The sequence below is a fragment of the uncultured Shewanella sp. genome, assembly GCF_947495455.1.
Taxonomy (GTDB): Bacteria; Pseudomonadota; Gammaproteobacteria; order Enterobacterales; family Shewanellaceae; genus Shewanella.
This window is the reverse complement of the sequence record NZ_CANLZC010000071.1, coordinates 17,277-30,974: the sequence shown is the minus strand read 5'-3', so window position 1 is coordinate 30,974 and position 13,698 is coordinate 17,277. Positions and strand designations below refer to the sequence as shown.

General features: G+C 40.7%; 16 protein-coding genes and 1 pseudogene. 10 read left to right on the top strand and 7 right to left on the bottom strand.

What is annotated here, in order from left to right:
* Nucleotides 1–112: 112 nt before the first annotated feature.
* The 7 genes from murA to mlaF form a co-directional block, all read right to left on the bottom strand.
* Nucleotides 113–1,372, bottom strand: coding sequence for a UDP-N-acetylglucosamine 1-carboxyvinyltransferase (gene murA, locus Q0791_RS16955; protein WP_299008914.1), 1,260 nt, complete (start codon nt 1,370–1,372; stop codon nt 113–115).
* Between the two features lie 9 nt (nt 1,373–1,381).
* Nucleotides 1,382–1,639, bottom strand: coding sequence for a BolA family protein (locus Q0791_RS16950; protein WP_299008912.1), 258 nt, complete (start codon nt 1,637–1,639; stop codon nt 1,382–1,384).
* Nucleotides 1,640–1,652: 13 nt separating this feature from the next.
* Nucleotides 1,653–1,943 (bottom strand): STAS domain-containing protein, encoded by a 291-nt coding sequence (locus Q0791_RS16945; protein ID WP_299008910.1) that lies wholly within the window; start codon nt 1,941–1,943, stop codon nt 1,653–1,655.
* The gene (locus Q0791_RS16940; RefSeq protein WP_299008908.1) at nt 1,943–2,656 is read right to left on the bottom strand and encodes an ABC transporter substrate-binding protein; all 714 of its coding nucleotides are present in this window, start codon (nt 2,654–2,656) and stop codon (nt 1,943–1,945) included. Before Q0791_RS16940 ends, Q0791_RS16945 begins: the two co-directional genes overlap by 1 nt.
* Before the next feature lie 14 nt (nt 2,657–2,670).
* On the bottom strand, nt 2,671–3,144 hold the full coding sequence (mlaD, locus tag Q0791_RS16935) for an outer membrane lipid asymmetry maintenance protein MlaD (RefSeq protein ID WP_299008921.1): 474 nt from the start codon (nt 3,142–3,144) through the stop codon (nt 2,671–2,673).
* A 173-nt stretch (nt 3,145–3,317) separates the two neighbouring features.
* Nucleotides 3,318–4,106 (bottom strand): lipid asymmetry maintenance ABC transporter permease subunit MlaE, encoded by a 789-nt coding sequence (mlaE, locus tag Q0791_RS16930; protein WP_299008906.1) that lies wholly within the window; start codon nt 4,104–4,106, stop codon nt 3,318–3,320.
* Nucleotides 4,107–4,152: 46 nt separating this feature from the next.
* Nucleotides 4,153–4,965 (bottom strand): phospholipid ABC transporter ATP-binding protein MlaF, encoded by an 813-nt coding sequence (gene mlaF, locus Q0791_RS16925; RefSeq protein ID WP_299008905.1) that lies wholly within the window; start codon nt 4,963–4,965, stop codon nt 4,153–4,155.
* 180 nt (nt 4,966–5,145) lie between these two features.
* Between mlaF and Q0791_RS16920 the strand changes: the two genes are divergently transcribed.
* From Q0791_RS16920 to Q0791_RS16875, 10 genes and pseudogenes are all read left to right on the top strand, one after another.
* Nucleotides 5,146–6,105 carry a calcium/sodium antiporter gene (locus Q0791_RS16920; protein ID WP_299008919.1) on the top strand — a complete coding sequence of 320 codons (960 nt, stop codon included), beginning with the start codon at nt 5,146–5,148 and terminating at the stop codon, nt 6,103–6,105.
* A gap of 42 nt (nt 6,106–6,147) precedes the next feature.
* The gene (locus Q0791_RS16915; protein ID WP_299008904.1) at nt 6,148–7,125 is read left to right on the top strand and encodes a KpsF/GutQ family sugar-phosphate isomerase; all 978 of its coding nucleotides are present in this window, start codon (nt 6,148–6,150) and stop codon (nt 7,123–7,125) included.
* A 1-nt stretch (nt 7,126) separates the two neighbouring features.
* The gene (gene kdsC, locus Q0791_RS16910; protein WP_299008903.1) at nt 7,127–7,678 is read left to right on the top strand and encodes a 3-deoxy-manno-octulosonate-8-phosphatase KdsC; all 552 of its coding nucleotides are present in this window, start codon (nt 7,127–7,129) and stop codon (nt 7,676–7,678) included.
* Nucleotides 7,675–8,232: an LPS export ABC transporter periplasmic protein LptC gene (gene lptC, locus Q0791_RS16905; protein WP_299008902.1), complete on the top strand. Its 558-nt coding sequence runs from the start codon at nt 7,675–7,677 to the stop codon at nt 8,230–8,232. Before kdsC ends, lptC begins: the two co-directional genes overlap by 4 nt.
* Nucleotides 8,219–8,716, top strand: a pseudogene (gene lptA, locus Q0791_RS16900) (lipopolysaccharide transport periplasmic protein LptA); the annotation flags it as partial. The gene lptC and the pseudogene lptA, both read left to right, overlap by 14 nt.
* Nucleotides 8,717–9,306: 590 nt before the next feature.
* Nucleotides 9,307–10,038 (top strand): LPS export ABC transporter ATP-binding protein, encoded by a 732-nt coding sequence (gene lptB / locus Q0791_RS16895; RefSeq protein ID WP_299008901.1) that lies wholly within the window; start codon nt 9,307–9,309, stop codon nt 10,036–10,038.
* Nucleotides 10,039–10,262: 224 nt separating this feature from the next.
* Nucleotides 10,263–11,735, top strand: coding sequence for an RNA polymerase factor sigma-54 (locus Q0791_RS16890; protein ID WP_299008899.1), 1,473 nt, complete (start codon nt 10,263–10,265; stop codon nt 11,733–11,735).
* Between the two features lie 395 nt (nt 11,736–12,130).
* Nucleotides 12,131–12,574 (top strand): PTS IIA-like nitrogen regulatory protein PtsN, encoded by a 444-nt coding sequence (gene ptsN, locus Q0791_RS16885; RefSeq protein WP_299008918.1) that lies wholly within the window; start codon nt 12,131–12,133, stop codon nt 12,572–12,574.
* Nucleotides 12,571–13,413 carry an RNase adapter RapZ gene (rapZ, locus tag Q0791_RS16880; protein WP_299008897.1) on the top strand — a complete coding sequence of 281 codons (843 nt, stop codon included), beginning with the start codon at nt 12,571–12,573 and terminating at the stop codon, nt 13,411–13,413. The genes ptsN and rapZ overlap by 4 nt, the downstream gene beginning before the upstream one ends.
* A 3-nt stretch (nt 13,414–13,416) precedes the next feature.
* The gene (locus Q0791_RS16875) at nt 13,417–13,692 is read left to right on the top strand and encodes an HPr family phosphocarrier protein (RefSeq protein ID WP_299008894.1); all 276 of its coding nucleotides are present in this window, start codon (nt 13,417–13,419) and stop codon (nt 13,690–13,692) included.
* Nucleotides 13,693–13,698 lie beyond the last annotated feature (6 nt).

The following is a 13,698-nucleotide window of genomic DNA, read 5'->3' as shown; positions in this document are numbered from 1 at the left end:
TCCCCGAGCAGTCAAACGAAGACCACAGCGATATGCTAGAAATAAAAAATGCCAATAAGCTTAACTTACTGGCATTAATTCAAGAGAATGGCTTCTTTTATTAAAAATTAAATTACTGCACACGAGTCACTTGGCCGCCTAAGCCTTTAAACTTATCTTCAATGTGCTCATAACCTCGATCCAGATGATAGATACGATCCACTGTGGTCACACCATCTGCCACTAAGCCCGCGATAACCAAACTGGCTGACGCTCGTAAATCAGTGGCCATCACTTGTGCGCCACTGAGTTTTTCAATTCCTTGAATAACGCAAGTATGCCCTTCAAGCTCCATGTGAGCGCCCATACGAATAAGTTCTGGAACATGCATAAACCGATTTTCAAAAATCGTCTCACTGATGGTAGCTGTTCCTTCGGCCAACACATTTAACACACAAAATTGCGCTTGCATATCGGTTGGAAATCCTGGGTAAGGTACGGTTTTAATATTCACCGCCTTTGGCCGCTTACCTTTCATGTCCAGCTCTATCCAGTCTTTACCTGTGGTGATAGTCGCACCCGTATCTTCCAACTTTGCCAATACGGCTTCAAGAGTTGAAGGATCCGCATCTAAGCAACGAATACGTCCGCGTGTCACAGCTGCAGCAACGAGAAAACTACCTGTTTCGATACGATCTGGCATCACTCGATATTCACAACCTTGAAGTGATTCAACCCCTTCAATACGAATACTGTCGCTGCCCGCACCTTGAATTTTGGCGCCCATGGCAATTAAACAATTTGCCAAATCAATAATCTCTGGCTCACGTGCCGCATTTTCAATCACTGTCACGCCGTCAGCTAACGCTGCCGCCATGAGCAAGTTTTCAGTTGCGCCAACACTCACCATATCCATAAAGATATGCGCCCCTTTCAAGCGGCCATCAACGCGGGCCTTAATATAGCCTTCATCCACTTCAATGTGCGCCCCCATTTGCTCAAGGCCCTGCAAATGTAAATTGACCGGCCTTGCACCAATCGCACATCCACCAGGAAGTGAGACATCCGCTTTACCAAAACGAGCCAGCAAAGGGCCTAAAATAAGAATCGAGGCACGCATGGTTTTAACTAAGTCGTAAGGGGCACAAAACTCATTTAACGTTTGAGTTGAAATGCACACTCGACCAGTACTTGACTGGGTCACTTTAGCACCAAGACAACGCAATAATTCACAACTGGTATTAACATCACGCAAATTAGGCACATTTGACACAATAAAATCGGTTTCTGCCAACACACCTGCCATCAAGATAGGTAAAGCCGCATTTTTTGCACCAGAGATCACAACGCTACCCGCCAGTGCTGGACTGGCAGTAATTTCTAATTTATCCACAATGGTTCTCTAACTTGGCATATTAAATACTTTTTCACGCTTCCATTGCGCAACAGTAAAAGCATTGATAGTAATAGCGTGTAACTCACCACTAGTAATATGGCCCATCAATGGTCCATAAATTGTTTGTTGCTGCTTAACGCGGTTCATTCCATCAAAACAGTCACCCACGGCAATAATTTTGTAATGAGTCCCCTCTTGGCTAACATGCACTTCTTCTAAAGACAAAGCCTCAAGCAGTATACCTTCTATCTCTTTACATTCCATGGATCTCTTCACCTCAGACAACTTCTTTGAAGAAGTCTTTTAAATCATATAATTGGATTAATTTCTTGACTTGATCAGCAGGCGCTTTTAGAGTCAATTTCTGCCCTTGTTTGGCGCTAATACTCACTAATTCAAAGATAAAAGCCATACCAGCGCTGTCGCTAAATGCCAATTGACTTAAATCTAATACTTGAGTATTTGCCGCTAATAAAGTCGTTTTTTTCGGCCACAAGTCTATCACATCATCTTGATTCAAATGACCACTGATATGACAGACCTCGCCCTGTTGAGTAAAAGTCGGCACTATTCGCTTTTCTCGCTAGATTGACTGGTAATAGATTGTTGTGCTTTTTCATTCAAGGTTTCTATGACTTTATCAATGCCTTGCTGACGGATCAGATTACCTATTTCAGACTGTTTCGTTGATAATAAACTCACGCCTTCTGCAATCAGATCAAAGGCTTTCCATGTATCATCTTTCAAGCGCCTGACTTTAAAAGTCAATTTAATCGGCGGACGGCCTTTCTCGATAACTTGTACATCAACACTGACTATTTTTTCATTGGCAAAATTTTCAGCAGGCGAAAACTGTATTGTTTGATCTGTATATTCAGTAAATGCTTGAGCATAAGTGGTTACTAAGTAACCCGTAAATGCCTTTACAAAGTTATTGCGCTGCTCTTTCGTGCTGTCTCTTAAATACTGACCCATGACCTTATATGAAGCATATCGAGAATCAATATAAGGCATTAAATCATCTTGAATAATCACTTTAAGGTAATTTGGATCGGCTTTAATTTTTGCTTGCTGTTTATGAAAGCTGGCAAAGGTTTTATTCGCCGCCCCTTCAATCATTAAGTAAGGGTTTTTAGTATCAATCACAATACTCGTTGGATCGACGACCTTCTGATCCGCTGACGATTTTCCAGTATGCACATTCGTATCTTGGGCAAAAGCGCTCACATTCGCCCCTAACAAGATAACCGTAACGGCACTGGCTAATAATTTTTTCAACATAGTTTCAACTCCATTTATTTGCCTTTAGAAGACATGCTATATAACAGTTGACCAATTAAATCTTCAAGAATTAACGCAGATTGCGTGTCATCGATACTGTCACCATTTTTCAGCATAGATACATCATCGTCGACAAACCCAGGCTTTAACCCAAGAAACTGCTCCCCCAGCAAGCCTGACGTTAAAACCGCTAAGCTACTGGTATCAGGAAAAGAAGAATATTGCTTATCCATTGCTAGGGTTACAACAGGTTCAAGTTTTACAGGATCGAGTTTAATCGCAGTCACACGTCCAACCACAACTCCACCCACTTTAACTGGAGAGCGTACTTTTAACCCACCAACATTACTGAACTTGGCATACAAGGTATAGGTACTATCACCTCTGCTCACTTGTACATTAGCCACATTAAAGACTAACACTAGAAACGCCGCCAATCCTGCCAACAAAAACAGCCCAACGAGTATTTCAATTTTCCGTGTCAACATACCTTTATTACCACTCTCACTCTCGATACTCAATGTATCTACATTTATCAATTGACGGTAACCCACACTCATGATTACCGCCGACTTTTGATATGCCCATTAATTTATCATCTCATTACACTTGCAGACTAAAACTAAATAGACATATTCAACATATGTTCAGCTCAGATTCATCATTGCTGGCCAAACATCAAAGTGGTCATTAAGAAATCTAATGCCAAGATAGCTAAACTAGACTGCACCACTGTTTGCGTTGTCGCTTTACTGATCCCTTCTGGATTTGGAATAACATGGTAGCCTCGATACAGTGCTATCCAAGTCACGACCACAGCAAAGACGACACTCTTAATTAAACAATTAACAATATCCTTTCGCCATTCAACCGATGCTTGTAAAATCGACCAAAAGCTTCCTGAATCAATCCCTTTCCAATCAACGCCAACAAGATGACCACCATAGATCCCAACAGCACTGAACATCAGCGCCAATAAAGGTAAACTGATAACCCCAGCCCAAAAGCGAGGAGCGATAATTTGCCTTAAAGGGTCAACGGCCATCATTTCCAAACTGGATAACTGCTCTGTACTTTTCATCAAGCCTATTTCAGCAGTCAATGCCGATCCCGCCCGCCCTGCAAATAATAACGCCGTGACCACAGGACCCAATTCACGCAATAAACTTAAGGCGACCATAGGACCTAGGCTTTGCTCCGCACCATAGCCAACCAAAATAGTATAGCCCTGAAGCGCCAAAACCATGCCGATAAATAGGCCCGATACTAAAATAATCACCATAGATTGCACGCCCACCACATACAACTGCTTTATCAGCAAAGGGGTGCCTTTTTTCACTCTAGGGACTTTTACCACTGCACGATAAAGCATAATGCCGGCACGACCTATGCCCATGACATTATCAATCGCCCAGCGCCCGACGTTGGCGATTTTGTCAATCACACTCATTCAACACCTATCCTTAAATTTACCTGCTATTTATCTATTGAAACGTCTATTTCAAACCCTGCAGTAACGCTTGCTGGTAATCCTCTGCTGGATAATGAAAAGGCACAGGCCCATCAGGCGCACCTTGTATAAATTGTTTCAATTGCTCACTATCCGTATTACGAAGCGCTTCAGGTGTACCATGGGCAATAATGGTTTTATCAGCCATGACATAGACATAATCAGCGATACTTAATACTTCTTGTACATCATGTGAAACCACAACTGATGTGAGATTTAATGCATCTGAAAGCTCTCGAATAAGCTTAACCAATACCCCCATTGAGATAGGATCTTGCCCAGCAAAAGGTTCATCGTACATCACCATTTCGGGTTCTAATGCTATCGCCCTTGCTAAAGCGGCGCGGCGCTGCATACCACCTGATAATTCAGTGGGCATTTGTTTAGCCACACCACGTAGCCCTACCGCTTCAAGTTTCATCAGCACAATACGTTCGATAATAGGTTCAGCCAACCCAGAATGTTCTCGTAATGCAAAGGCCACATTATCAAAGACATTCATATCAGTAAAAAGTGCCCCACTTTGAAAAAGCATACTCATACGCTTTCGTATAGAAAACAGCTCCGCGCGACTCGCTTTATGAATATCTTGACCATCAAACAACACTTGCCCTGAATCTGGAGTTAACTGACCTCCCATCAATTTCAATAAGGTTGTCTTTCCAATCCCACTCGGCCCCATGATGGCCGTCACTTTTCCTTTTGGAATAGATAAGCTGACATCATCATAGATAACACGTTGTCCACGACTAAAGCCCAAATTTCGAATCTCAATGAGCGGTTTCTGCGTTTGAGTCATACTTAAATTCCGGCATGTAATAAGATGAAATATCAGGTCTCCCTGACAAAAATAGAGTGATAAATTGTACGAAATTGATAATATAGAAACAACATAATCTAGACTATCTTGCCTCAATACTTTCAATTTACGTCAAATCCAGCGAAAATGCTCGCCAATACTTCTAAAAATTATAATCAAATGCTATTTAATATTCTGATACTACTCCTTGGCCTGGTTACTCTGGTCTGGAGTGCTGACAAATTTGTTTATGGTGCTGCTGCGTTTGCACGTAATTTCGGTTTACCACCTATGCTTATCGGGCTCACCATTGTCGCCATGGGAAGCTCAGCGCCGGAGGTGTTTGTTGCAGCCACTGCTTCAATCAATGGCATGACAGATATGGCCATAGGTAATGCATTAGGCTCAAATATCGCAAATGTCACTCTTATTTTAGGTATTACAGCATTATTAGGTGCCATAGCCGTCCAATCACAGACTCTAAAACGTGAAATCCCTATGATGTTAGGAGCAACGTTAATCGCAGGGTATTTTTTATATGATGGCTATTTAAACCGAATGGAAGGCATGATGTTACTGGCGGTATTTTTTATTCTTATCGGCTACCTCATTTGGCATGCCTTAAAAAATAAAGTTGACGATCCCCTCGCCAATCAACACAGTGATGAAATTCCTACTGACGTTCCCACACCTAAAGCGGTATTATGGCTCATTGTGGGCTTAGTGTTTTTACCCTTGTCGGCTGACTGGATGGTGCAAGGCGCCGTCGGTATCGCAAAAGCCTATCATTTATCGGATTTAGTGATTGGGCTCACCATCATCGCAATTGGAACAAGTTTGCCAGAACTGGCAGCCAGTGTTGCTGGTGTACTCAAAAAAGAAGATGATTTAGCCATTGGTAATATTGTCGGTTCAAACCTCTTCAATATTTTGGCAGTATTAGCACTACCTGCAATTATCGCACCTGGCACTATCGATACCTCTGCCACCAGTCGCGATTATTATATGGTGCTAGGAACCAGTAGTGCATTGGCGGTCTTAATTTTATTAAGTGGGCGTGCAAGACAACTAAAGCCTTGGCATGGGGTTGCACTCCTAATAACCTTTATCCTATATCAAACGGCCCTTTTTCTGTCTTAAACGACACCCTAAGGCCTAGCAATATTTTATAGAGTGAGCAGAATGATAGACGAAAATAAATTACGCCAATGGGGCAAAAACGTTATTCAAGTAGAACAACAAGCCCTCGAAAACCTTTATCAATATGTCGACTCTATTGAATTTTCCCAAGCTTGTCAGCTTATGTTTGATTGTAAAGGAAAAATCATTGTCATGGGCATGGGAAAGTCGGGGCATATTGGCAACAAAATTTCAGCCACACTGGCCAGTACTGGCACACCGGCTTTTTTTGTTCATCCGGGTGAAGCCAGTCACGGTGATTTAGGCGTGTTAGGCCAAAATGATGTGATTCTTGCTATCTCCAATTCAGGCGAATCTGAGGAGATATTGACCTTGCTTCCCGTTATCAAGCGATTAGGATTACCCTTAATTGCGGTCACAGGGAACCCCAACTCTAACATGGCAAAATTATCTCAACTGCATTTATGCATACAAGTGCCTGAAGAAGCCTGTCCATTAGGATTAGCCCCCACTTCAAGTACGACAGCAACCTTAGTCATGGGTGATGCCTTAGCTGTCGCTTTACTACAAGCAAGGGGCTTTACTCAAGATGATTTTGCATTATCTCACCCAGGTGGTAGTTTAGGGCGGAAGCTATTATTAAAAGTTAAAGACATCATGCATAAAGGCGAACATTTACCTTCTGTCAATCATCATATTTGTATTTCAGAAGCTTTATATGAAATATCCAAAAAAGGACTCGGCATGACCGCCATTGTCGACGATAATCAAAGTTTAGTGGGTATTTTTACCGATGGTGATTTACGCCGCGTCATCGATGCAGAGATCGATTTACGCACCACCCCGATAAACCAAGTCATGACTAAAGGCTGCGTGACCATCGATGAGAATATACTAGCAGCACAAGCATTAAAACTGATGGATGAACAAAATATTAATGGTTTGATTGTCATTAATACTCAACAACAAGTCATAGGTGCACTCAATATGCTTGATATGGTCAAAGCAGGAGTTATATAAGATGTCACATTTTGGATTTTATGGCCCTATTGAAGATAAAGTTTGGGAAAAAGCTAAAAGCATTAAGTTATTGATCTGTGATGTAGATGGGGTTTTCTCTGATGGACTCGTTTATATGAGTAACAGTGGAGAAGAGCTAAAAACTTTTCACACACGTGATGGATACGGCGTTCGCTCGGCACTCTCTGCCAATATTAATGTGGCAGTGATCACTGGCCGCCAATCACAAATCGTAGAAAACAGAATGACTGCACTGGGTATCACTCATATCTATCAAGGCATAGATAACAAACTGGTCCCTTATCATGAATTACTCGAACACTATCAAGTGAGTCCTGAAGAAGTGGCTTACATTGGCGATGATATGGTGGACTTAGCGGTAATGAAAGCCGTAGGCTTATCAGTTTGCGTTGCTGATGGTCACCCTTATGTCAAACAACATGCCGATATGGTAACCACACTTAAAGGCGGATATGGGGCATTACGTGAACTGACCGATTTACTGTTGCTGAGCCAAAATAAATTTGAAACGGCACATGGAATGAGCATATGAGTCGTGTTAGCATCGCCATCATTCTTTTATTTAGTACTGCGATCATTTTATATTGGCAGGTACAATCGAAAAAAGAAAATCAAGCCAATAACATCGATATCAGTCACCACCCTGATTATATCGCTAATGATCTGTCTGGAATAGAATATAACAAGTTGGGTTTCATCAGCAGTCGCGTGTCTGCCAAGCACATGGAACATTTTGACATCACCAACATGACCTATTTCACCCAGCCCGTTTATTTAATTTATCCCGATAATCGGCAAGGAAAGTGGCGAATACAAGCTAAAAAAGGCACCTTGAACAAAATCACAGGAAAAGTGACATTAGAAGACAATGTCATTATCGACTCATTGAGTACTGACCAACCCTTAAGAACAGTCAAGACTGACTTTTTAGAACTCGATCTCAACACCAAAATTATGACATCAAATAAACATATCTATATAACAGGTGTTGATTTTACTATTGAAGGTAAAGGCCTTTATGCCGATCTCAATAAACAAACAGTCAAGCTGACCAGTCAAGTAGAAGGAAAATATGAAACTAAATAAATCCATTATTGCCACATTACTTTGCCTTGTTAGTCTTCATGGCGTAGCCAAAGAAGGAGATTTAGATCAAGAGGTTAAAATATCCGCTTCGAGTCAAGAAGCTGATATCAAGAATAATCAATTAGTCTTTAATGGACCCGTTATCGTCACTCAAGGCAGTATTAAAATTAATGCTGATGAATTACAAGCATTTTCTAAAGGTGATGACGCAGCCAAAACACTCATAGCCAGCGGCTCTCCCGCCACTTACTTTCAAATTATGGATGATGGTCGCCCAGCACAAGCCAGCGCAAATGAAATTCATTATGAGCTCTCTACGCGAACATTAACCTTAATTGGTGAAGCCAGCCTATCCCAAGGTGGCAGTCGTGTCACTGGTAGTCGTATTCGATATAACATAAAGCAACAGAAGTTATTGGCAGAAAGTACAGGTAAAGGAGAAGACAGAGTCATTACTGTGATCCAACCTGAAACCTATAAAAAATCAACACAGACCAATACGACCGCACAAGTAGAATTATTACCTGCGAATAATACCGATAACTCAACTCAACCGCTTACGCAACAGTCACATAGCCATACAAAAAACACACATAAAAAGCAACCAGATGAGGGCCAAGTAGCAGCTAACACACTGGCATCCACCCAAAACAAAACAACCGCTTTCATCGATGAAAAATTAAGTGAAAAAAACGATATAAGCCCAAACACAAAAATCGAAACACTAAAAACTAAGCTATTATTATTGGCCAATAAACGCGAAAAACTGGAAACACAGCTCACAGAGTTAACCGCCAGTAAAGCCAATAGCAATATTTCATCATCTGAATTTGATTTCAAAAAAATCAATATACAAGAACAACTTGACAAAATAACGCCACAACAAGAACAACTGGAAAATCAACTTTCTCAGCTCACAGCATCGGCAAGCGAATTAAAAGCAATATCTGAAAAACTGATCAATAAAACGGATCGCTTACATACATTAACTTCCCAGTTAACGTCATCCACTGAGCCCGATCCCAATACAGCAACACAAAACACAAACACCTCGGCACAAAAGCAGGTAAAAGAATGACATCGATTACACTAGAGGCTCGAAATTTAGCAAAAAGTTATAAAAATCGTACCGTTGTTCAAAATGTGAGCTTAAAAGTCAACACTGGGCAAATCGTGGGATTACTCGGCCCAAATGGTGCAGGTAAAACCACTACTTTTTATATGGTTGTCGGTTTAGTGCAAAGTGATAAAGGGCAAATATTTCTTAATAATGAAGAGCTCACAACTAACCCTATGCACCTTAGAGCACGTAAAGGTATTGGCTATTTACCCCAAGAAGCCAGTATTTTTCGAAAGCTATCTGTCAGAGACAATATTATGGCAGTTTTACAAACCCATTCTTCCTTAAAGCAAGAAGACAGAGAAGAGCAACTGGAACATTTACTTGAGGAATTTCATATAACCCACATTCGTGACAGTCAAGGTATGGCCCTGTCCGGCGGAGAACGACGACGAGTCGAAATCGCTCGTGCTCTTGCGGCAAACCCTAAGTTCATTTTACTGGATGAGCCTTTTGCAGGCGTTGACCCGATTTCAGTCATTGATATTAAAAAAATTATTGAACACTTAAGAGATAGAGGCTTAGGCGTCTTAATTACAGACCATAATGTTCGTGAAACACTGGATGTATGTGAACATGCCTATATCGTGAGTCGAGGTAATTTAATCGCCGAAGGCACACCTGCTGAAGTTTTAGACAACAAGCAAGTCAGAGAAGTGTACTTAGGCGAGCAATTCAAGTTATAGTGTGAATATTAATGAGTAAGTCGTTAAAAACGTATTAAAATAAAAATTAAAACTGCGGGTAACAATTCCCACTTCATTTAATCGTACTTAATATCGTATTAGCCTAGATTGCGACTTGGTAATGAATGAAAACACAATGGCCGCCTGATTGAGCTTCAACTTCTCATTCGACATGAATAGCGCTCAATAAATTAGGATCATGACAAGTAGGGAATAGCGGTAACATGAAAGCATCACTTCAACTTAAAATGGGTCAACATTTAACTATGACCCCTCAATTACAGCAGGCGATACGTCTGCTGCAGTTGTCATCATTGGAATTACAACAAGAAATCCAACAAGCCCTAGAAAGTAATCCCTTATTAGAATTAGATGAAGGCCTGAATGATCTCCCACACCATGATAATGAACAAAAATCATTAGTCGATGAGGATACTTTTAATCAAGATCCCCAACCACCTCAAGAAAATGCCGCCATTGAAACCCCTGAAGCCCTCACTAAAGAGTCACTGCCAGATGAGCTCCCCATGGACACTTCTTGGGATGAAGTTTACAGCAGCTCTTCGAGCAACAGTCATGCCATTGGCGATGATATGCCTTTCCAAGGCGAAACTAGTGAAGGCTTGTATGAACATCTGGAATGGCAAAAAAATTTAACGCCTTTTTCTGATAATGATTTAGCCATTGCCACAGCGATTATTGATGCCATTGACGAACGTGGCTACCTCACTCAAAGCTGTGAAGACATTTTAGAGGCTATGGGTAATGACGAAATCGAAATCGACGAAGTCCATGCGGTATTAAAACGGATCCAACACTTCGATCCTATTGGCGTTGCCGCTAGAGACTTAGGTGAATGTTTATTATTACAGCTTGATCATTTTTCTATCGAAACTCCCCACATAAAAAACGCACAATTACTGATCAAAGATTATTTAGATCTCATTGCTGGACGCGATTTTCGCTTGCTTATGCGCAAAACGAAACTCAAAGAAGATGAATTAAAGCAAGCCATTAATTTAATACAGACGCTGAACCCTCGACCAGGGTTATCCATTTCTGCGAATAAAGAAGAATATGTGGTTCCAGATGTTTCTGTAAAAAAAGTGAAAGGCCGCTGGCATGTGGAATTAAATCCAGACAATATGCCAAAAATTAATGTTAATCAACAATATGCTTCCATGGCTCGCAGTACAAAAAATCAAGCTGACGGACAATTTATTCGCGGACATTTGCAAGAAGCAAAGTGGTTTATCAAAAGCTTAGAAAGCCGTAATGAAACCTTATTAAAAGTCACTAACTGTATTGTTAAATTTCAACAAGGGTTTTTCGAGTTCGGTGAAGAAGCCATGAAACCTATGGTACTTAACGATATTGCAGAAGCTGTCGATATGCATGAATCCACCATATCCCGTGTCACCACACAAAAATACATGCATACTCCCAAAGGTATTTTCGAGCTCAAGTATTTTTTCTCCAGCCATGTGGGAACCGACGATGGTGGAGAGTGCTCCTCCACAGCGATCCGCGCCTTGATTAAAAAATTAATCGCAAATGAAAATCAACAAAAGCCATTAAGTGACAGTAAAATAGCGCTATTACTCGCCGAACAAGGGATCAAGGTGGCGCGAAGAACCATAGCTAAATACCGTGAAGCCATGTTAATCCCCCCATCAAACCAACGGAAAAACTTATAAATTGACAAGAATTGTTTAAAATTCAACCGGAATGTTTAAGCTAACCGTTATTTGTATAAAATTTGGTATATGACGTAACTCTTTTTCGTATACACTATGATTAAAAGTTACTCAAAAGCAATGGTTTTACAGAGCAAATCCTAAGGCTAACATTGAATAAATGAATTATAATAAGAAACACAGACAAAGCTTGAACAGTATTTCAATCAGATCCATAATGAGCGCCTTAGTTTCACCTGTATTTTTACCTAAGATAATGAAATCATCATTACTCTTAATATCTTGGTTTTGTATCTGTCATAAAAGTACTCAATAAACTAAAATAAAGCATACATCTTCTGAAAATGAAACACTTCAGAATAAACAATAAACAATATGAAATTAAATAGTTAATGATGGAATTAAGCAGCATACTGAAACCAGAATGCACAACATGTGCAACGCCTGGTAGCAAAAAAAAAGTACTGGAGCTCATTAGCGATATCGCTGCTGCACAGTACCCAGAACTCTCTGCCCAAGAAATTTTTGAAAGTCTTCTAGCACGAGAGAAAATGGGCAGCACAGGAATAGGTAACGGTATTGCAATCCCTCATGGGCGATTAAAGAGTATCACTCAACCTATTGCCGTACTCATCAAATGTCAGGACCCCATCGCTTTTGAAGCAATCGATAAACAACCCGTCGATATTCTTTTTGCATTATTAGTGCCTGCTGAGCAATGTGAACAACATCTACCAACACTTTCGCTAATGGCTGAAAAATTAAATGATAAAGCCATCTTAAAGCAACTTAGAAAAACCCAAGATGATGCTCGTTTGTATCAGGTGATCACTCAATGAAACTTGTCATGGTCTCTGGGCGTTCTGGATCGGGAAAATCCGTCGTCTTAAGGGTGCTTGAAGATCTTGGCTACTATTGCGTCGATAACCTTCCCCTTCCAATGGTCACTCCATTGCTAGAGCAACTTGCGAGCAGCACTGAGCGCGTCGCTATTAGCGTTGATATTCGCAATATGCCCGCTGACGAAGCACAAATCAACGAGCATTTAGGGAATTTACCCAGCGATATTGAACTGTGTAGTTTTTTCCTCAATTCAAATGATAAAGTATTACTAAAACGTTACAGTGAAACCCGCCGATTACATCCGCTTTCTCGCAGTAAGGTCTCACTATTAGAGGCCATTCAACTCGAACAAAAACTGCTCGAACCACTCTCAAAACGTTTTGACTACTATATTGATACCTCAACACTTAATATCTATGCATTAAATGATAAAATTCGAGAAATTTTATTAGGCTGTACACATAAAGAGCTCGTCATTAATTTTGAATCTTTTGGTTTTAAATATGGCATGCCAAAAGAAGCAGACTTTTTATTTGATGTTCGCTTCTTACCTAATCCTCACTGGAAGCCAGAATTGAGGCCCATGACAGGTTTAGATGAACCCGTTCAAATCTTTTTAAACCAAGAAGCCTTGGTCAATAAACTCATTTGGCAAATCGAAAACTTATTGCACACTTGGTTGCCTCATTTAGAACGCAATAATCGCAGTTATCTTACTATTGCGATTGGCTGTACGGGCGGACAACACCGCTCTGTTTATGTCGCAGAACAATTAGCAAGACGCTTTATGGGTGGCAAACATAAAGTGCAAGCAAGGCATAGGGAGTTAAACTAACTTATGTTGAAATTGACAAGAGAAATCACGATTTGTAATAAACTGGGATTACATGCAAGAGCAGCAACAAAACTTGCTATTTTAGCCTCTGAATTTGATGCTGAAATAACAGTGATCCAAGACGATAAACAAGCATCGGCTTCCAGCGTTTTAGGATTACTGATGCTAGAGAGTGGCATGGGGAAAACCGTCACACTTGTCGCCAAAGGTAAAGATGCAAAAGAAGCGCTCGATGCCGTGTGTAAACTCATTAATGAGAAGTTTGACGAAGAATCTTAAAGTCTA

Bases quoted from the DNA above. Each gene is read 5' to 3' on its own strand.
- Q0791_RS16950 (WP_299008912.1), bottom strand. From the start codon at position 1,639: ATGGAATGTAAAGAGATAGAAGGTATACTGCTTGAGGCTTTGTCTTTA.
- Q0791_RS16940 (WP_299008908.1), bottom strand. From the start codon at position 2,656: ATGTTGAAAAAATTATTAGCCAGTGCCGTTACGGTTATCTTGTTAGGG.
- mlaD (WP_299008921.1), bottom strand. From the start codon at position 3,144: ATGTTGACACGGAAAATTGAAATACTCGTTGGGCTGTTTTTGTTGGCA.
- mlaE (WP_299008906.1), bottom strand. From the start codon at position 4,106: ATGAGTGTGATTGACAAAATCGCCAACGTCGGGCGCTGGGCGATTGAT.
- mlaF (WP_299008905.1), bottom strand. From the start codon at position 4,965: ATGACTCAAACGCAGAAACCGCTCATTGAGATTCGAAATTTGGGCTTT.
- Q0791_RS16920 (WP_299008919.1), top strand. From the start codon at position 5,146: ATGCTATTTAATATTCTGATACTACTCCTTGGCCTGGTTACTCTGGTC.
- Q0791_RS16915 (WP_299008904.1), top strand. From the start codon at position 6,148: ATGATAGACGAAAATAAATTACGCCAATGGGGCAAAAACGTTATTCAA.
- kdsC (WP_299008903.1), top strand. From the start codon at position 7,127: ATGTCACATTTTGGATTTTATGGCCCTATTGAAGATAAAGTTTGGGAA.
- lptC (WP_299008902.1), top strand. From the start codon at position 7,675: ATGAGTCGTGTTAGCATCGCCATCATTCTTTTATTTAGTACTGCGATC.
- lptB (WP_299008901.1), top strand. From the start codon at position 9,307: ATGACATCGATTACACTAGAGGCTCGAAATTTAGCAAAAAGTTATAAA.
- Q0791_RS16890 (WP_299008899.1), top strand. From the start codon at position 10,263: ATGAAAGCATCACTTCAACTTAAAATGGGTCAACATTTAACTATGACC.
- ptsN (WP_299008918.1), top strand. From the start codon at position 12,131: ATGGAATTAAGCAGCATACTGAAACCAGAATGCACAACATGTGCAACG.
- rapZ (WP_299008897.1), top strand. From the start codon at position 12,571: ATGAAACTTGTCATGGTCTCTGGGCGTTCTGGATCGGGAAAATCCGTC.
- Q0791_RS16875 (WP_299008894.1), top strand. From the start codon at position 13,417: ATGTTGAAATTGACAAGAGAAATCACGATTTGTAATAAACTGGGATTA.